22 protein-coding genes are annotated in these 17,753 nt (G+C 67.1%); 16 read left to right on the forward strand and 6 right to left on the reverse strand.

The features are described 5' to 3' along the window. Positions 1-631: 631 nt before the first annotated feature. From DM992_RS41860 to DM992_RS27525, 4 genes are all read left to right on the forward strand, one after another. Positions 632-1,876: a hypothetical protein gene (locus tag DM992_RS41860; protein ID WP_162631749.1), complete on the forward strand. Its 1,245-nt coding sequence runs from the start codon at positions 632-634 to the stop codon at positions 1,874-1,876. A gap of 231 nt (positions 1,877-2,107) precedes the next feature. Further along, positions 2,108-2,596 carry a hypothetical protein gene (locus tag DM992_RS42935; RefSeq protein WP_239511363.1) on the forward strand — a complete coding sequence of 163 codons (489 nt, stop codon included), beginning with the start codon at positions 2,108-2,110 and terminating at the stop codon, positions 2,594-2,596. A 3-nt stretch (positions 2,597-2,599) separates the two neighbouring features. Then, positions 2,600-3,292 carry a C39 family peptidase gene (locus tag DM992_RS27520; RefSeq protein ID WP_111019449.1) on the forward strand — a complete coding sequence of 231 codons (693 nt, stop codon included), beginning with the start codon at positions 2,600-2,602 and terminating at the stop codon, positions 3,290-3,292. 8 nt (positions 3,293-3,300) lie between these two features. After that, a complete protein-coding gene (locus DM992_RS27525; protein WP_239511364.1) occupies positions 3,301-4,011 on the forward strand; it encodes a hypothetical protein in 711 nt (236 codons plus the stop codon). 107 nt (positions 4,012-4,118) lie between these two features. On the opposite strand, the gene DM992_RS27530 is transcribed toward DM992_RS27525, so the two are convergent. Beyond that, on the reverse strand, positions 4,119-5,474 hold the full coding sequence (locus DM992_RS27530; RefSeq protein WP_111019450.1) for an acetate kinase: 1,356 nt from the start codon (positions 5,472-5,474) through the stop codon (positions 4,119-4,121). Positions 5,475-5,939: 465 nt separating this feature from the next. On the opposite strand from DM992_RS27530, the gene DM992_RS42940 reads away from it, so the two are divergent. The 4 genes from DM992_RS42940 to DM992_RS27545 all read left to right on the forward strand — a co-directional run bounded on the left by DM992_RS42940 (position 5,940) and on the right by DM992_RS27545 (position 7,562). Then, on the forward strand, positions 5,940-6,122 hold the full coding sequence (locus DM992_RS42940) for a hypothetical protein (RefSeq protein ID WP_239511365.1): 183 nt from the start codon (positions 5,940-5,942) through the stop codon (positions 6,120-6,122). A 3-nt stretch (positions 6,123-6,125) separates the two neighbouring features. Then, positions 6,126-6,320: a hypothetical protein gene (locus DM992_RS42945; protein ID WP_239511366.1), complete on the forward strand. Its 195-nt coding sequence runs from the start codon at positions 6,126-6,128 to the stop codon at positions 6,318-6,320. A 186-nt stretch (positions 6,321-6,506) separates the two neighbouring features. Beyond that, complete coding sequence (locus tag DM992_RS27540; protein WP_111019451.1) at positions 6,507-6,857, forward strand: hypothetical protein; 351 nt, start codon at positions 6,507-6,509, stop codon at positions 6,855-6,857. A gap of 144 nt (positions 6,858-7,001) precedes the next feature. Continuing rightward, positions 7,002-7,562, forward strand: a complete 561-nt coding sequence (locus tag DM992_RS27545; RefSeq protein WP_111020424.1) for a hypothetical protein — start codon at positions 7,002-7,004, stop codon at positions 7,560-7,562. Here DM992_RS27545 and DM992_RS27550 read toward each other — a convergent pair whose 3' ends face one another. Beyond that, positions 7,563-8,438: a LysR family transcriptional regulator gene (locus DM992_RS27550; protein WP_034181902.1), complete on the reverse strand. Its 876-nt coding sequence runs from the start codon at positions 8,436-8,438 to the stop codon at positions 7,563-7,565. 128 nt (positions 8,439-8,566) lie between these two features. Here DM992_RS27550 and DM992_RS27555 point away from each other — a divergent pair, with 128 nt between their 5' ends. Together DM992_RS27555 and DM992_RS27560 are read left to right on the forward strand one after the other, a co-directional pair. Then, positions 8,567-9,886: a DUF3422 domain-containing protein gene (locus DM992_RS27555; RefSeq protein WP_111019452.1), complete on the forward strand. Its 1,320-nt coding sequence runs from the start codon at positions 8,567-8,569 to the stop codon at positions 9,884-9,886. 29 nt (positions 9,887-9,915) lie between these two features. Continuing rightward, positions 9,916-10,116 carry a hypothetical protein gene (locus tag DM992_RS27560; RefSeq protein ID WP_111019453.1) on the forward strand — a complete coding sequence of 67 codons (201 nt, stop codon included), beginning with the start codon at positions 9,916-9,918 and terminating at the stop codon, positions 10,114-10,116. 37 nt (positions 10,117-10,153) lie between these two features. Here the strand turns inward: DM992_RS27560 and cynR are convergent, their stop codons facing one another. Beyond that, entirely contained in the window at positions 10,154-11,086 is a 933-nt protein-coding gene (gene cynR / locus DM992_RS27565) for a transcriptional regulator CynR (protein WP_111019454.1), read from the reverse strand. Between the two features lie 113 nt (positions 11,087-11,199). On the opposite strand from cynR, the gene DM992_RS27570 reads away from it, so the two are divergent. The 4 genes from DM992_RS27570 to DM992_RS27585 all read left to right on the forward strand — a co-directional run bounded on the left by DM992_RS27570 (position 11,200) and on the right by DM992_RS27585 (position 13,717). Continuing rightward, complete coding sequence (locus DM992_RS27570; protein ID WP_111019455.1) at positions 11,200-11,859, forward strand: carbonic anhydrase; 660 nt, start codon at positions 11,200-11,202, stop codon at positions 11,857-11,859. Between the two features lie 30 nt (positions 11,860-11,889). Continuing rightward, a complete protein-coding gene (cynS, locus tag DM992_RS27575; RefSeq protein ID WP_111019456.1) occupies positions 11,890-12,360 on the forward strand; it encodes a cyanase in 471 nt (156 codons plus the stop codon). Positions 12,361-12,467: 107 nt separating this feature from the next. Then, positions 12,468-12,935 carry a nucleoside deaminase gene (locus DM992_RS27580; RefSeq protein WP_111019457.1) on the forward strand — a complete coding sequence of 156 codons (468 nt, stop codon included), beginning with the start codon at positions 12,468-12,470 and terminating at the stop codon, positions 12,933-12,935. A 347-nt stretch (positions 12,936-13,282) separates the two neighbouring features. After that, the gene (locus DM992_RS27585; protein ID WP_111019458.1) at positions 13,283-13,717 is read left to right on the forward strand and encodes a GNAT family N-acetyltransferase; all 435 of its coding nucleotides are present in this window, start codon (positions 13,283-13,285) and stop codon (positions 13,715-13,717) included. An 89-nt stretch (positions 13,718-13,806) separates the two neighbouring features. Here DM992_RS27585 and DM992_RS27590 read toward each other — a convergent pair whose 3' ends face one another. Then, on the reverse strand, positions 13,807-14,703 hold the full coding sequence (locus tag DM992_RS27590) for a LysR family transcriptional regulator (protein ID WP_111019459.1): 897 nt from the start codon (positions 14,701-14,703) through the stop codon (positions 13,807-13,809). A 137-nt stretch (positions 14,704-14,840) separates the two neighbouring features. On the opposite strand from DM992_RS27590, the gene tam reads away from it, so the two are divergent. After that, the gene (gene tam / locus DM992_RS27595; RefSeq protein WP_111019460.1) at positions 14,841-15,626 is read left to right on the forward strand and encodes a trans-aconitate 2-methyltransferase; all 786 of its coding nucleotides are present in this window, start codon (positions 14,841-14,843) and stop codon (positions 15,624-15,626) included. A 218-nt stretch (positions 15,627-15,844) separates the two neighbouring features. After that, positions 15,845-16,249: a nuclear transport factor 2 family protein gene (locus tag DM992_RS27600; protein ID WP_111020425.1), complete on the forward strand. Its 405-nt coding sequence runs from the start codon at positions 15,845-15,847 to the stop codon at positions 16,247-16,249. Here DM992_RS27600 and DM992_RS42390 read toward each other — a convergent pair. Together DM992_RS42390 and DM992_RS27610 are read right to left on the reverse strand one after the other, a co-directional pair. After that, positions 16,210-16,524: an aldehyde dehydrogenase family protein gene (locus tag DM992_RS42390; RefSeq protein ID WP_204356132.1), complete on the reverse strand. Its 315-nt coding sequence runs from the start codon at positions 16,522-16,524 to the stop codon at positions 16,210-16,212. The genes DM992_RS27600 and DM992_RS42390 overlap by 40 nt on opposite strands. Next, the gene (locus tag DM992_RS27610; RefSeq protein ID WP_111019461.1) at positions 16,449-17,333 is read right to left on the reverse strand and encodes a helix-turn-helix transcriptional regulator; all 885 of its coding nucleotides are present in this window, start codon (positions 17,331-17,333) and stop codon (positions 16,449-16,451) included. Before DM992_RS27610 ends, DM992_RS42390 begins: the two co-directional genes overlap by 76 nt. Positions 17,334-17,753: the final 420 nt, after the last annotated feature.

The raw sequence follows: 17,753 nt of genomic DNA on the forward strand, positions 1-17,753 counted from the left end.
GGGGCGGTTGTCGACCTGTCATGGTTGAGGGGACGTGTGGTCTCCGGCGGTACCGGTGAGGATGGGCGGAGCGAAGGTGGCGATGAGGCGGGCGGCAGTGCGCGTCGAGCCGCCCCCTCGCGAAACAGCCCGCCCGCGCGCGCCAACGCTCGCCGCTAACAGGATTCGAAGAAAAGGCGTCCTATCACAGTCGAAACATTTCTGAATGGCGCTTCATGCGGGCTTTTGACACCTTGGTTGAATGAAATCGCGCGCATCCTTGCCGGGCGTGCATTTGCGATCGAGATCGAATATCCGGCGCTACCGACATACCCGGATGCGCCCGGACCGCAACCTCAAAAGTGAAACACGCCGCGCTTGCCGGGCCCGCCTCGGGATGATCGGCAAGTGACTGAATACAAATGGAAAACCATCCGCGCATCACGGGTGCCGCAGCACCGTTCCGATCGGCGCGTTTCAGACTTGAAACATAAATCGCGTGCCGGAATCGGGCGGGGCGGGCCGTGTCGCGTGAAGAAGCCAACGGTCTCTTTGTATTCGGGCCGCTTGGAGGACTGGCATCGCCGATGCGTAGTGTCGTCCGGATTGGTGCGGTCGGCCAAGCCGTTCCTCGTTACTTCAGGAGGATTTCATGCGTAAAACTTTATTGGCGTCCGCTGCGCTTCTCGCCTTGGGATGCAGCGGCTACGCGATGGCGAATCCATGCAGCAGCAATGCCAGTTCGACGTGCAGCCAGAAAGCGGATGACGGATCGAACACTCTCAGCAACGCAGTCAGCTCAAGCCAGACCAGCACCACCGGGTCCAATGCAAATGAAGTCTCGCCTGGCGCGAGTGTCTATCAGGATTCGTACAACAGCACCAAGATCGTCGCGATCAGCAAACTCGACGGGTACGTGAGCAATGTCCAGGTCTGGGGCATTGGCAACAACGCGACCAATTCGGGCAGCGCGGCCGGCGGAAGCGGCGGCAAGGGCGGCAACGGGTACGGCTACGGTGGCACGGGCGGTAACGGCGGCGGCGGCGGCGCGGGCGGCGCCGGCGGGAGAGGCGGCAGCGCGCATAACGGCAGCGCCACGGCAGGCAACGCCAGCAATGGCAGCGCGACGGCCGGCACCGGCAACGGCGGCGGCGGCGGAGCCGGCGGTTCACCTGACGCCAGCGGCGGGAATGGCGGCAATGCCACTGCGAGCGGCGGCTATGGCTCCGGCACGGGCGGCGGCGCAATCGCGGCTTCGGTCGGCGTAGGCGGCCCCGGCAAGGGCACCGGCACCGGCTGGGGCGGCGGCACCGGCACAGGCGATTCCGGTTCCGCGTGGGCCAAGAATCATGGCAGCGGAAGCGCGTCGGCATCGGCCGGGAGCGGCACCGGCACCGGGACGGGCACCGGCAGCGGCTCGGGTAGCGGCACAGGCGGCGCAGGGTCGGCGGGTACGTCGACCGCTTCGGGCGGATCGGGCTCGGGCACCGGCGGCGCGGGTGCGGCGGCGGGCGGCACCGGTGGCGCGGCGGCGGCCACTGCGGGCAACGGCGGTGTCGGCGGCTCGGGCGTGGGCGGCGGCGCGACGAACGGCGGCGCGACGACGACGGCCAGCAACGGCAGCGCAACCGCGGGTAGCGGCGCGGTGGGCGCGATGGGCGGCGCGGGCGGCGCAGGCGGCACCGGCAACGGCGGCGTCGGTAACGGCGCGGTCGGCGGCGCGGGTGGCGCAGGCGGAGCCAATACGGTCAACGCGGGGACATTCAACATGTCCAACGCGATGGCGAGCGTTGGCCAAACCGCGGCGGGCATCATGGTCGCCAACCAGAACAGCGGTATGGCGTCGCTCGTTCAACAGGCTGTGACCGTGCAGGCGAACCTGTCCGTAGGACGTTAGAACGGCCGGTTGGTCCTGGCGAGCCGGATGCATTGACGCGGGCGCAGGCGATCCCGCGGCTTGCGTTCCATCGCCGATGGACAGGACTGCCGGCGAGGGCGGGATGGCCGAACGGCCGTCTCGCTCTCGTTGGCGCAGGTCGGGCCGATTTCCGTCGATCGACGGTCACGCGGATTCCGCTCCCTGTGCGCCGGGTTCGAGCCGGCTCGCGCAGGGACCAAGGAGACAGCCATGCGAATCCGAACGGCACTTTCGCTGGTGATATTGCCTGCGGCGCTGCTGCCGGGCCTGACAGCCCATGCCACGGCTGACGGGTCGCGAACCGTTGCGGTGGAGGCAGCCATCGGCGTTACGCCGGCAGCCGCACCATCCCCACCCGCCGCACGCGCGGATCAGGCCGATCCGGCCGCGGCCGTCGCACCCCCTGCGACAGCTACTCCCCCTGCGACCGGCGCCGCGACCGCGCAAGCGGGCAGCTTCGGCGTCGCGATGACGCCCGACCAGCTCGACGAGCATCGGGGCGGCGATGCGCTGATCGGCCAGAACTATCTGACCGGTGCGGTGACCGACAACGTGGCGAACCGGGTGTCGACCGGCTCGAATTCGATCACCGACGGCTCGTTCGCCAATGCGAGCGGCCTGCCGACGGTCATCCAGAATACCGGCGCCAACGTGCTGATTCAGAACGCGACGGTGCTCAACGTGCGCTTCGGGAACTGAGCGATGAAACAGGTTGCCGCAGCGTGCATCGCGGCGCTCGCGTACGCGCTATCCGGCCCGGTTGCACAGGCGGACGAGATGACGGTCGTCGATCCGGCGGGCGCCGGTTATGCGATGCACGTCACGAGTCTCAAGGAAGCGCGCTTCAAGCGCACCGTCAAGCAGCAGTTCGATTTCAGCTGCGGGTCGGCCGCCGTCGCGACGCTGCTGACTTATCAGTATGACTATCCGATGACCGAGCAGACCGCCTTCGCCCAGATGTGGGAGAACGGCAATCAGGAGAAGATCCGCCAGCAGGGCTTCTCGCTGCTCGACATCCGGCGTTTTCTCGACGCGCACGGCTTCGTCGCGGACGGCTACGAGCTGCCGTTGCAGACGCTCGCCAAGACGCACACGCCGGCGATCGTGTTGATCACCGAGCACGGCTATCACCATTTCGTGGTCGTGAAGGGGCTGCGTGACGGGCGTGTGCTCGTCGGCGATCCGGCCACCGGCACGCAGCCGATGTCGCTGGAGAGTTTCGAGCAGAAGTGGGAAGACCATGTGATTTTCGTGATCCACAACCGGCCCGAGCTGGCGGTGTTCAACGACCCGAGTGACTGGCGCGTCGCGCCCAGCGCGCCGCTCTATACCGGCATCGCCCGCGACGGCCTTTACAACGTCGTGATGCCGAAGCACGGCCCGAGCGACTTTTGAGGACCGTCATGAGATCCGAGACCAGGAAGATCGCCGGCATCGCCGCGATGGTGTGCGGCGGGGTGACGTCCGTGAGTGCGGCGGCGATGCAGGACGGCGCGTCGGCCGCGACCGTCGAGCCTGTCGCGCTGACGAGTCGCATCGTGCCGGCATCCGGCGCGAACGCGGGCGCCGATACGGCGCCCGCGGAGTCGCGGGCCGGGGGGGCGCCGATCCTGCGTGCCGCGCCGCTCGCGATGGCGGAGTGCGCGGCCGGGCCGCCGGCCTCGGAACCTGGGGGCGCGCAAGAACGGAACTGGCCGGCAGCCGGCGCGATCGCGCTCAGCGACGCACGCCTAGATGCGATGCGCGGCGGCTTCGATATGCCGAGCGGCCTGAAGGTTTCGTTCGGTGTGTCGCGTGTCGCGTTCGTGAACGGCAATCTGGTCACGACGACCAACTTCAACATCCCGGACATCAGTCGTATCACTGCGCAACAGGCGCAGGCGCTGGCGGCCGCGAATGCGGGCGCGCTGATCCAGGTTGGCGCCGGCAACGCCGCGCAGCCCGCCGCGCTGCCGGCGCTGACCGGCGCGGTGATCCAGAACACGTTGAACAACCAGCAAATCCAGGCGGTGACGACGATCAACACGACCGTCAACACACTGTCGGCGTTCAAGAACCTGAACGTGATGTCGACGCTGAACAATGCGCTGATCGGCGCGTTGCCGGGACGTTGAAGGGGCGATGAAGGATCGGTGAGCGACCAATGAATGGCAGATGAGCGGGCAATGGCACGCCGGGGCCGGCGTGTGTCGCGCGGTCCGCCGTCGGCGCCGTCCGGCGATCAGAATGCAATCGGCACGCGCAGCGTCATGGCCACGTCCGGCGTGTCGCGCGTGAGGCCGGCGCCGATCGAAAGATTCAGCGTGGTCTTCGGCGACAGCCGGTACGAGTACCCGAGGAGCAGCGAGCCGAGGATCACGCGCACCGAGCTCGGCACCGTCTGGCCGTTCTGTTTCGTGGGCAGCACGATGCTCTGGTCGTAACCGAGGCTCACCGACGCTTTCTCGTTCAGCGCGAGGCCCATGCCGATATTGAAACCCCAGATGTCACCGGGCTGCACTTTGCCGATGAAGTCCTTCTGGCCATCGCGAATCGTGAGGCTGAGATTGTCGCGGCTGAAGTTGTGCAGATAGCTGAAGTTGCCGAAGAACACCACCGGGTCGGACGGAAAGAGCCACGTGAGGCCCGGCTGGATCGCATAGAAGCCGGAGCCCGTCGGCTGCTCGAGCGGCAGGCCGGTGCCGGTGGCATTGCCGACGCAGCGCGTGACGCAGTCAGTGACGACGTCGAACGGGCTCTTGCCGGTGGCGGTCTTGAAGCGCAGCCAGCCGATGTAATAGAACTTGTCGGGGCCGCCGGTATTGAACTGGTAGCGCAGCGTCATTTCGACGTCGCCGAGGCCTTTGCCGTGGCTGTTGAACGCGTTGTCCTGGGCGGAACCGGTGAAGATCTCGCGGCTGATCGTGTCGTTCGTCGAGTACACATAGGGGACGCGGACTTCGACTTCCATCCGGTTGGTGATCCCGTAGCGCACCGCGACCGCGCCCGTCAGCGTGGTCGTCTTGACTTCGCGTACGTCGACCAGGCCGATCAGCAGCGCCGGGATGATCGTGTAGCCGACGAGTGCGACGCGGTTCGACGACGAATAGCTGAACTGGAACGACGGCTCGACGACGAACTTGTTCTTCGGCGTCAGCACGCCGGGCTGATCGAAGATCGGCGCGACGGGCGGCGGTGCGGTGTCCGCTACCGGCGCCCGGCCGACCGGCTGGCTCGGCGGCGCGGCGGACCCCGCCGCGGATTGCACGCTGCCGGGTGCGTTACCCGGGGCGCCGGTATCGGCCTGCGGCGCTGCGTCGCCGGGGCCGCCGGCATCACCGGGGCCTCCACCGCGCCGGGCCGCGAGTTCCCGGTTGTCCAGCGCCCGGCTCAGGCGCGAGAGATTGGCTTCTTCGTCGGCCAGTTTGCGCTTGAGCGTGCTCAGTTCCTGCAGATGGTGATCGACTTCCTGGCGCAATGCGGAAATGTTCTCCTGCGTCGACTGGGCGTCCAGCGACTGCGCCTGCGCTTGGGCCTGAAAGAGCAGCACGCTTGCATAACTGATGGCATGGATGCAGCGAAATGGCATGCGTTTCACGGTGCGTCTCCACGATCGGGCCTGCGGTTTCCCCCCGGTGCACACCGACGGCAGGGCGGCGCGCGCGTTGCCCCGGATCGCTTCGCTTCGCGTCACGTCACGCGTCCGCTGAACGCGCGTCACATCGCACGCGAGCCAAAGGGCGTCTCTCTGGCGGCATCGATGTGCGTGATCGAACGCAGTGAAACTTCGGCAGCGAGGCTGCGCGCCGACACTGGATTGTCAATGTGCACAACGTCGACAACGTCACGTCCCGCCGGCCGAACGACGCGGGGGCAGACCTCACGAGGCTAGTGCAGGCAGGCATCGAAATCCAACCAGACAAACCCTTGCTCGCGTGCGGCGGACAACGGACGACACGGCGACACCCGTTGCGCGGGGGCTTCCGTCAAAACCGAACGCACGTTTCGAGCCTGTGCACGCGGGCCGCGCATCGGAATTTCGCGCTCGACCCGCATGCGGCGGGTGCCGCTCGCACTGTTTCCCAAGACGTGCTGCTACCGGCAGCGCGGGCTGCAGGCGCTCGCGACGGCCGAGCGTCCGTATCACATCGTCTATACGAGCCGGAGCCCGACCGGCATCAAGATCGCGGTGAACCGCGGCGCGGTCGTGACGATGATCGATCGCTGTACGCTGCCCGAGAACTGACGCGTGCTCGACGAGACGGACAGGCTGCCGCTGTCCGCTGTCCGCTGTCCGCTGCCGCTGCCGCTGCCGCTGCCGGCGGCCGATCTCGAACTGCATCGCTCGCCCGGCATCTGCGATCCGCTGACCGACGACCTGGTGTCGCTGATCGAATCGATGGTCGACGAGCGGCGGCGCGCATCGCTCGAGGCGTTCGCGTAGCGGGACGACAGGCTCGACACTGGCGCCCGCCTGCCCGCCTGCCCGCCTGACGCGCAGCCGCTGACGGCGGGCATGCGTTCCACATGCCGTTTTTTGCGCCGCCGCACCGTTTTTTTGCACGACGTTTATGCATCGTCTTCTAAGCTGGGCATGTGTCGAACAGCCGAGACGGCTTCCGTCCGCTCCATGACCTTCATTCATCCCGTTCCCGCCTTCGATGTCGCCGGCCGTCAGGTGCGCGCCGGCGCATGCAACACCGTCGTCCCGTTCCCGCCGCCGCGCCCGCGCCTGCAGTTGCCCGTCACGCTGACGGTCGACGCCGGCGAACGCGCGCGCGCCCGCCTCGCGGCGCTGCTGCATTCGCCGCTCGGCATGTATGTCGTCAGCGCGCGCGCCGTGCGCGACGTGATCCATGTGCACTTCGAGATCGCGCCGGAGGATCTGGATTTCACGCTGCACATGCTGATCGCGCAGCAGGCCGATGCGGTGATCGGGCCCGTCGCGCGCCGGTTGCGCGTCGGGCCGCAGCCCCGGTGAGTCGCGGAACGATTATTGCGCGTCGGTTGTTTGTTGATCGTTTGATTCGCCGCCGGATCGTCGGTCGCGGTGCTGTCCGCCCGCCGGCGGCGGATGTTCGCGCGCCGCGTCGCGCGCGGCGCCGATCCTGAATATGGAGTGTCCATGTACCTCACGGAAGAAGTGCATAGCGCGCGGCCGGCAAGCCGCCGCGCGCGGACGGCGTCGCTGCCGTCGGGCCGGCAGCTCGCGCGGCAGCTCGTGACGACGGTGCGCGTGGCCGAAATGTTGCTGCATCAGGCGATCGTCGTGCCCGACGGGCATCAGTGGTCGGTCGACACCGAGCGCGTCGACGCGGCCGGCGGACCGCTCGCGGCGTGGGAGACCTGCGTGACGTTGCGAATCGGCAAGGTGTTCGCGCCGGCGGTCAGCCCGGCCGCGCGGGTCAACGACCCCGATCAGGTCGCGATCGAGATCGGCCTTTGTCTGCCCGAACAGGCGTATCTGGACGAGCGGCGCGTGAGCATCTTCGGCCGCCGCCACGGCAACCGGTTCGGCGCGACGCTGTCGGTCGCGTCGGGCGCGCAGTGGGGCTGGCAACGTGCGGAGCATGTCGCACCGGAACATGCGCACGTGCGCGGCGATACGCTCGAGGCACTCGTCGATGCGGTCGCGGCGAACGTCAATGCGGCGCTGGCCGCGGCCGGGTTTCGCGCGACGCGCTGATCACGCGTCGCCGGTTTGCCCGGTCTGACGCTGAAGGTCTTCCATCAATTGCTCCGCGAGAAAGTCGCACGGCGGCCGCTTCGATTTCGTGCTGCGCGCGAGAATCAGTTCGAGCGGCGGCAGGTCGGGCAGCCCGTGCGAGCGGCCGAGCATCGACAGTTGCGCGGGAATCGCGCAGCGCGCGAGCGGCGCGACCGCGAGGCCGGCCTCGACCATGCTGAGCAGCCCGAGCAGGCTCGGGCTTTCATACGAGGTGCGATACGGCACCTTCGCGCGTTCGAGGCTGCGGATCGCGTTCTCGCGCGCCACGCTGCCCGGCATGAACACCGCGATCGGCAGCGGCCGCTCTTCCCACACGCGCGGCCCGTTCGTCATCGCGGCCCACGCCATCGGCTCGTGGCGGATGAAGTCGCCGGTCAGCCCCTTGATGCGCGTGCCGCACACGAGATCGACGGTGCCGTCCTTGATCAGCGGCGCGAGCGCGCTGCTCGGCAGCCCCATCACCTGGATCTCGACCTTCGGGTAGGTCGCCGAGAATTTCTTCAGGACCGACGGCAGCAGCGACGACGCATAGTCGTCAGGCACGCCGATCACCACTTTACCGGTCACTTCCGGCCGCACCACGGCCGCCCATGCCTCGTCGCGCAGCGCCAGCATTCGTCTGGCGAATCCCAGCAGCACCTCGCCCTCGCGCGTCAGCACGATGCTGCGCGGCTTGCGCACGAACAGCGGCCGGCCGATCGCGTCTTCCAGGCTCTTGATCTGCATGCTCACGGCCGACTGCGAGCGGTTCACGGCTTCGGCGGCGCGGGTCATGTTGCCGGTCTCCGCGACGGCGACGACGGTGGCCAGCACGTCGTGATCGAGCATCTTCATGGGTATCAGGAAAACTGAACGTAACGATCAGCATTATGCGTTTTTATTGTTGCTATGTGTCTGCCATAGTGCGATCACGCTGGCGCTCCGCCCGGCACGCAGGCTTGAACAGGAAGAGTGGTGTATCGATGATGGACCATCCGTTGCGCGCCGCCTTGGCCGCGGAATTGCACGCGAGGCCGTTCCTGCGGCTTGCCGAAGCCGTGTCGCTCACGCATTACGCGATCTATGCGGACGGCCAGCCCGACATCCACGAAACGCTGCTGCACGCGCTGTGCCGCGATACCGGCATTGCCGCGCCGCACGAAGGCGCGACGCACTACGCGGTGCAGTCGCCGTGCGGCTGGCACCTTAAGTGGGAACGCCACACCGAATTCTCGACCTTTACGTTCGTCGCGCCGCGTCGCGATACCGGCTATTTCGACGATCTCGCGATCGAAGGCATTCCGGCCGCATGGTTCGCGCGGCTTGCCGGCATCCGCTTCGTCGCGGTGCGGATGGAACTGATGTCGGGCGATGCCGCGCGGCTCGTCTGCGGCGACCTGCGCCGCTGGATCGACGGGCCCGCGCTCGTCGGCAGCAACGTGCTCGGTGGCGGCAAGGTGTTCTGCGACTGGCACGTGCGTGACGACGGCTTCATGCGCTTTCTCGTCGTCGACGAGGATTTCCGCGAGGAGCAGGGCGGCCGCCTGCTGCAGCGTCTGTACGAAATCGAAACGTACCGGATGATGGCGCTGCTCGCGCTGCCCGTCGCGCGGCGGATGAGCCGCGAACTCGACGAGATCCACGTGGCACTTCATGCGCTGATGCAGCGGATGGACGCGAGCGGCGCCGACGGCGACGACGCGGCGCTGCTCGTCAAGCTCACGCATCTCGCGGTGCGGGTCGAATCGCTGTCGGGTTCGGGCGCGCGCTTCAGCGCGTCGCGTGCGTACGAGAAGCTCGTGCTGGCGCGCATTCAGGAATTGCGCGAGGAGCGCATCGAAGGAATGCCGACGATCGCCGAATTCATGGAGCGGCGTTTCGCGCCGGCGATGGAGACGTGCCGCAGCGTATGGGCGCGCCACGAGCAGATCGCTGCGCGGATCGCGCGTGCGGTCGACCTGTTGCGCACGCGCGTGAACCTCGCGCAGGAAAAGGACGTGACGCGCCTGCTGGCCGGAATGGAGCGCACCGCGCGCAATCAGCTTCATCTGCAGCACGCGGTCGAAGGGCTGTCGGTGGCGGCCATTTCGTACTACGTGCTGTCGCTCGCGACGGCGGCGTTCAAGGCGTTGCACGTGATGAACCTGCCGGTCGATCCGGAATTGGCGGAAGGCCTGCTGATCGCGCCGGTGGTATTCGCGGTGATTCACATCACGCGGCGCACGCGCGCACAGCTTGCGCGATCGGAGGCCGTGCATGACGGCGCGCCCGTGCATGCGGCGGCGTTGAAGCAGGTCAGTTAGAACATCGACGACACATCAAAGGAGTGGAGATGACTTTTTCGCAGAAGCAGCCGGGGTTTTATAGCGGTTTCGATGCCTTCGACGAACCGGTATCGGATGAAGCGGGCGTGCCGGAGGAGGCGCGCGTGACGTCGTATCAGGCCGTGCTGCAGGAGCCGATGACGTCGCTCGTCGGGAATACGATCGATCGGCCGGATGTCGCGGCGGTGGCGATTCTCGGATACAACTGACGTGTTTTTTCGCGTCGATTCGATGTAGTTCAGGCGTTCATTTGCCGGCCGCCCTTTGGCGTGCCGGACGTGAATCGCCTTCCTCCTTCGCTTTGCCTGTCCCCTGCGCGAGCGCCAACTCGACAAACGCGCGCGCGGCCGCGCTCCGGTACGCACCCTTGCGCTGCAGCAGCACGGCCGTGCGCCGCAGCACGGCCGGATCGAGCGCGATGGCGACGAGATCGTCGTGCCCGGCCGCGATCGTCGCGGGCAGCAGCGTCGCGAGATTCGTGCGGCGTACGATCTCGATCACCGCGCCAAGCGAATTCGCTTCCATCAGCACACGCGGCCGCACGTCGTGCTCGCGGAAATAACGGTCGATCTGAACACGCGTCGCGAACTCGGTCGTGAGCAACACGAGCGGCGCGTCGTGCAGCGCGCGCAGGCCGGCCTTGCGTTTCCCGGCGAGCGCGTGCCGACGGTTCACGACGAGCGCGAGTGTCTCGACCAGCAGCGTCTCCACTTCGATATCCGCCGTTTGCACTTCCTCGAACGCGATGCCGACATCGAGCTCGTCGTCGACGAGCAGCGCCTCGATGCGCTCCTGCGACATCTCGCGCACCGACAGCGACACTTCCGGATAGCGGCCGTGAAACGCCTCGACGAGCGGCCCGACGAGATAGCTCGTGAAGGTCGGCGTGACCGCGATCCGCAGCGAGCCGCGGCTGAGATCCTGCACGTCGTGAATGGCGCGCCGGCCTTCCGCGAGATCGTGCAGCGCCTGCCGCGCATAGCGGAAATACACGTCGCCGGCGTCCGTCAATCGCGTGACGCGCCCGGTGCGGTCGAACAGTTGCGCGCCGAGCGTCTCCTCGAGTTGGCGGATCTGCTGCGACAGTGCGGGCTGCGACACGTGCAGCGCGGCGGCCGCGCGCGTGAAGCTGCGGTGTTCGGCGACGGCCAGGAAGTAGTTGATATGGCGCAGCAGCATCACGATTCCTATAAGTTTTGCTTATCCACTGGATCATAAATCAGTCTTTTACGTTATTGGAAGTCCGGCGTAACCTGCCCTTCATCGATTTCACCCACACCGGAGGACACGCGATGAAGGACATCATCGAAGGCTTTCTGAAGTTCCAGCGCGACGCCTATCCGGAGCGCGCCGCGCTGTTCCGCGATCTCGCGCGCAGCCAGAACCCGCGTGCGCTGTTCATCTCGTGCTCGGACAGCCGGCTCGTGCCCGAACTCGTCACGCAGCGTGAACCGGGCGATCTGTTCGTGATCCGAAACGCCGGCAATATCGTGCCGTCGTATGGCCCCGAGCCGGGCGGCGTGTCGGCATCGGTCGAATACGCGGTGGCCGCGCTGCGCGTGACCGACGTCGTGATCTGCGGGCATTCCGATTGCGGCGCGATGACCGCGATCGCGACCTGCCAGTGCATGGACCACATGCCGGCGGTCGGCCACTGGCTGCGCTACGCCGATTCGGCGCGCGTCGTGAACGAGGCGCGCACGCATCGCAGCGAACGCGAGCGGATCGACTCGATGGTGCGCGAGAACGTCGTCGCGCAACTCGCGAACCTGAAGACGCACCCTGCCGTGCGGCTCGCGCTCGAAGAAGGGCGTCTCGCGCTACACGGCTGGGTCTACGACATCGAATCGGGTTGCATCGACGCCCATGACGGCGCGACCGGCCGGTTCGTCTCCCTGGCGGACCATCCCGACGTCCGCGCTACGCCCGCGACGCTTCCCGTCGCGGCCTGAACCGTTCCCACCCAACCACGAGGTATTGCCATGATCCAGTCCCAGCACAGTCAGACCGCCCGCCACGCGCTTGCCGAGGCCGTCGTTCTCGCGAAGGCGCGCAAGAACCTGTCGTTTGCGCAACTCACCGAAGGCACGGGCTTGAGCGAAGCATTCGTCACGGCCGCACTGCTTGGCCAGCACGCGCTGCCGGCCGGCGCCGCGCGCGTCGTTGCCGACAAGCTTGGTCTCGACGACGACGCGGTGCTGCTGCTGCAGACGATCCCGCTGCGCGGCAGCATCGACGATCGCGTGCCGACCGATCCGACCATTTACCGCTTCTACGAAATGCTGCAGGTGTACGGCACGACGCTGAAGGCGCTGGTCCACGAGAAGTTCGGCGACGGCATCATCAGCGCGATCAATTTCCGGCTCGACGTGAAGAAGGTCGACGATCCCGAAGGCGGTTCGCGCGCGGTGATCACGCTCGACGGCAAGTATCTGCCGACCAAGCCGTTCTGATCGTTCCGACGTCTGCGCGGCGCCGCAGCGATGGCGCCGCGCTGGTTCGCTCGACGTGCGCCGGCCGGTGCACGTTCCCGCCATTCCGTTTCAATGAGGACACAGCCATGGATTTTGTGAAGCGCACGATCGATCTCGCGATGAAGAACGTGGAAGAGGGCGGACGCCCGTTCGCGACGGTGATCGTCCGCGACGGCGAGATCGTCGCGGAGAGCCCGAATCTCGTCGCGCAGACCAGCGACCCGACCGCGCATGCCGAGATCCTCGCGGTGCGCGATGCGTGCCGCAAGCTCGGCACCGAACACCTGACCGACTGCGAGATCTACATCCTCGCGAGCCCGTGCCCGATGTGCCTCGGATCGCTGTACTACTGCAGCCCGAAGCGCGTGATCTACGTCACGACGCGCGAGGACTACGCGCCGTTCTACCGCGACGACCGCAAGTACTTCGAACTCGACACGTTCTACGCCGAGTATGCGAAGCCGATCGACGAGCGGCGGCTGCCGATGGTGCAGCAGAAGCACGGCGACGCGATCGGCGTCTACCGGCGCTGGAAGGAACTGAACGCGAAGTGACGTGATCCGCGCGACGCACGGGTTGCGCGGCACAGCCGCTTCGGCTGCTCGTTTTCCCCATCCTTCGGACCGCCCGGCGGCTTTCGTGCCGCCGGGCAGATCGTGCGCGAGCGGCGCAGCGTGACCGACATGAAGGCGGCGTTCGCGGTGGCGTGAGCCGACGCAGCGCGACAATGTGCAACGAAGCGGTGGGCGGGCGATGCGCCCGTCGTTTGTGCTTTTGCAGCGGAAGCGCCGGTCGCACTCGATTCGGCCGCATGCCGGCGTGCGGGCGACGCGCTATAGTCGTGCGACGCCCGCTGCGGGTGCTGCACGCCCGGCGGCCTTTTCACGCACGCGTTCGCCCGATGACTGCCCATCCCGACGTTACCCTTCAATTGACCGACACCGAGCGGCCGGCCGCACGAGACTTCATCAGCCGCAAGCTCGGCGAATTCAACCACGCGATGACGGGGCGCGCCGACGCAGCCGCGCTCGACGTCTACGTGACCGATCCCGCGACCGGCGAGGTATTGGGCGGCCTCACCGGCCGGACTTCGCTCGGCCTTTTCTTCATCGATCTGTTCTACCTGCCCGAATCGCTGCGCGGCGGCGGATTCGGCAGCCGGCTGCTGCGCGAGGCCGAAGCGGAAGCGAAACGGCGCGGGTGCGCACGCGCGGTGCTGTACACGATCTCGTTCCAGGCGCCGGACTTCTACCGGAAGCAGGGTTACGAGACCTTCGGCGAAGTGCCGTGCGAGCCGGAAGGGACCGCGCGCGTGTTCATGGTCAAGACGCTTTGAGCGCGTTGTCACGGTTACGGGCCTGTTCCTGACATCCGCCGACATCGCAAGCGGGTGACGGCAAGCGCAATGCCCTTCCCGCTCGCGAATCACCGCCCAGGCGTCGCGCGCTCGACGATCATGTCGTAGAGCGCCCGCGCCGCGGGCGACAGTTGCGCGCTCTTGCGCGTGACGAGCACGAGCGTGCGCGACACCGACGGGTCGACGAGCTCGATCGTGCGGATCGTCGGATACGCGTTCTTCTGGATCGCGAGCTTCGGTACCACGGCCGCACCGAGCCCTTCTGCGACGAGCCCGAGCGCGGTCGAGCTGCGCTGCACCTCGTAGAACGAATGCAGCGACACGCCGCTGGTCTTCAGCGCGCCTTCGAGCAGCCCGCGATTGCCGCTCACTTCGCCGGCGAAGATCAGCGGATGCGGCTGCAGTGCCGCCCAGCGGATGCGCCGCCGCTTCGCGAGCGGATGATCGTCGCGGCAGACAAGCACATAAGGGTCGTGCGTGAGCGGCACGCTGACGAGTTCGGGGTGCTGGTCGCCGGCGATGCTGATGCCGAATTCGGCTTCGCGGCGCAGCACGGCCTGCAGCACCGATGCCGATGCGTGATCGAGGATCTTCACGCGATCGTGCGGCCGGCGCCCGGAGAACGCGCGCAGGATGCGCGGCAGGTATTGCACGCCGACCGTCGGCACGCACGCGATCGTGACGTCGCCGCGCTGGCTCAGGCCCGTCTCGCGGATTTCGGTCAGCGCATCGGACAGCTCGTTAAGCAGCCGCCGCGCCTGCGGCAGGAAGCGCCGGCCGATCTCGGTCAGCGTGGTGCGGCGCGTCGTGCGTTCGACCAGTGCGACGCCGAGAAACGACTCGAGCTTGCGCAGCCGCTGCGTAATCGCCGTTTGCGTCACGTGCAGCGTGTCGGCCGCCTGCCTGAAGCTGCCGCCGTCGGCGATCGCGACGAAGGCCTGTACACCGAGCGTATCGATCTTCATCAGAAATTTGAATCAATAACGATATTAAATTCATTTTACTGAAGTGCGGCGCAGTCGCAGAATGCGCTGCATCGGCGGCCGCATGCATCCCCCACCCGGATGCGGCGGCGCCGCCCATGCCGACAAGGAGAACCATCGTGACGACCCCACTCGATCAATACGCGAGCCAGTACGTGCAATTCGAGGACGAACGTACGCGGCCGGTGCGCGACCTGCTGGCCGCCGTGCCGCGCACGCCGATCCGCACGGCGATCGACATCGGCTGCGGGCCCGGCAATTCGACGGAAGCGCTGATCGCACGCGCACCAGACGCGACGGTCCACGGGATCGACGCGTCGGCGGACATGATCGCGGCCGCACGCAAGCGCCTGCCGGCACTGCGCTTCGATATCGCCGATGTGGCCGCGTGGGACGACCCGGGCGGCTACGACCTGATCCTGTCGAACGCGGTGCTGCAATGGGTGCCTGCGCACGACACGCTGTTTCCGATGCTCGTCGGCCGGCTCGCGCCGGGCGGCCATCTCGCGGTGCAGATGCCCGACAACCTCGACGAACCCGCGCACCGGCTGATGCGCGAAGTCGCCGCGGCCGGGCCGTGGGCCGACAAGCTGAAAGGTGCGGCGCGCACCGAACGGTTCGACGCGCGCTACTACTACGCATTGCTGTCGCTGCTGTGTTCGCGCGTGGACGTGTGGCGCACGACCTACTACCATCCGCTGCGCGGCGGCGCGGACGCGGTCGTCGAATGGTTCAAGGGCAGTGCGTTGCGGCCGTTCCTCGCGGCGCTCGACGACGGCGAACAGCGTGCGTTCCTCGCGCGCTATCGCGATGCGATCGCCGGGCCGAACGGCTATCCGGCCCTCGACGACGGCACCGTGCTGCTGCCGTTCCCGCGCCTGTTCGTCGTGGCGACGCGGAAGTGACGCGGCAATGACGCTGGCGACGGGCCGGTGGCCGGCAAGATGCAGGCGCATGTCATCGTCGCGGCAGGATAGCGGTGCCCCGGATTGCTCATATCAAATCATCGTCGATAGATTGCTCGCCAACCCTAAGTGTGTCGCGCTGCGGTTCGACTATGCTGAAATGACTGCAGCCCGGGCTTCGCGCCGCAACGCTGCAACCGGCGATGACGGAGGGCACGATGACCGAGCAAAGCAACGTTCAACTGGTGCAGCAGGCGTACGCGGCGTTCGGCAGGGCCGATATCGATGGCATCCTGCAGACGCTCTCCGAAAGCGTCGACTGGTTCATACCAGGGCCGACCGGCATCATTCCGTTCGCAGGCAGACGACATGGGCCTCAGGAGGTCGCAGCGTTCTTCGGGGCGCTTTCGTCGACGCAGACCGTGGAGCGGTTCGAGCCGCTCGAGTTCATCGCCAGCGGCAACCGGGTCGTCGTGCTCGGCACACAACGCTGGTACGTTCACTCGACCGGGCGCACGTACGAGGACGAGTGGGTGCATCTGATCACGATCGAAAACGGAAAGATCACGGCGTTTACCGAGTATCACGATACCGAGGCGGAAGCGGCGGCCCATCGACAGTGACGGCGCCGCATGCGTGCCGGTCGCGTGGTAGAGACTCGTCTGGAATCCTGAGCGGACGCACGGGTCAGTCGATCGCGTTCGGCTTCGACGCGCTCGGCGATCGTCGCGAGAATGCGGCCGCGCTCGGCGGGCGGCGTATCGCGCCAGCCGGCGAACGCGTCGCGCGCACCGCGGCGTCGACGTGCGCGGCCTGGCGAGGTCAGCGGGTGATCGCGGGTGGCGCGGCGCCGTCGTGCGATCCGGCGGAAGGGAACGCGGTGGTGGCCGAACCCCACGCAGCGAGCTCGCGTTTCGTGCGCACGCCGAGCTTCGCGAATGCGCGCTTCACGTACGACTCGGCCGACGTGACGCGCACGCCGAGGATTCCTGCGGTTTCCGGCACGGTCTTGCCGGAGATCAGGTGCTTGCATGTTTCGTATTCGCGCTTCGACAGCTTCACGCCGTCGGCCGCGATCCGCGCATCGAACTGCGCGAGCGGATGGACTTCGGGCGTCGGGTGCGCGACGCGCCGCACGGCGGTGGTCGACGCATGCAGTTCGAGCAGCGGGAACAGCACGTCGCTGATGCTGCGAAAGCGGTTCATCTCGGCGAGCGTGAACGGCGGCCGGTCGCGGCCGCGCTCCAGCGCGATCGAATGCTGCGAATAGCGCGTGCCGCGCGCGAGCACGCATTCGTGGCCGATATGCACGTCGTCGAACAGCCGCTGGCGGAATTCGCCGGGCGGGATCGCCGCGATGTCGCGCACGACGAGCATCGTGCCCGTCTTGCCGCGCAGCCCCGCGAACAGCGGGTCGCTGTCGAGAAAGCGCTCGTAGTAGAGCGTCATCACGTCCGAGATATCCGACGTCGCGGTGCCGATGCCGCTGCTGCCGATCCATTCGCATCGGTAGCCGGTGGGCATCGTGCCGTCGACGCGCGAGCGTTCGACGTGCGCGACGTCGAGCGGCACCACGTCGTTCAGCAATTGCGTGAGGCGCGGCACGAAGTGCGGCGTGCCGACCGTCTCGATCAACTCGCCCAGCGCCTTGAACGACACGTTGAAGCGGTCGTTGTCGCGGTGGGAGGGGTTCACGTTGAGCAGCATGCGGGTCCCCGGTGAGAAGCGGCGGGATTGTAGCGATTGCGGTGAAAAACGTCATTAAGGGGAAACACCGGCAGGCGTCCTTGCGACTTCGCGCCCCGCAAAACCTCGCTTGTCCCCCGAAGGGGGCAGGTCAGTCTGGCCGCATGCGCGGCGGGCGCAATCGACGCACCGGCGGCGAGCAGCAGCATGGAGCCGTGGAGCAGCGAACGGAGTCGCGAGGGACGCGTCATGGCCGGATCAGGGATGAAAGGCGTGGATGAGGATGAAAGCGGCCGGCGGCGCCCGGCTTCCGTTTGCCGCCAATGTACCGGCATCCGGCACGTTCCGCGAGCGGGACCGACATGGCCGGACGTTGCCGGGTAGTCGCGATACCGGTACCTTTGCACGCCTTGTTCAGGATCGGCGCGATGACAAGAATGT

Origin of the sequence: Burkholderia sp. JP2-270 (assembly GCF_003233675.1) — a bacterium.
In the GTDB taxonomy this organism is placed as follows: domain Bacteria; phylum Pseudomonadota; class Gammaproteobacteria; order Burkholderiales; family Burkholderiaceae; genus Burkholderia; species Burkholderia pyrrocinia_C.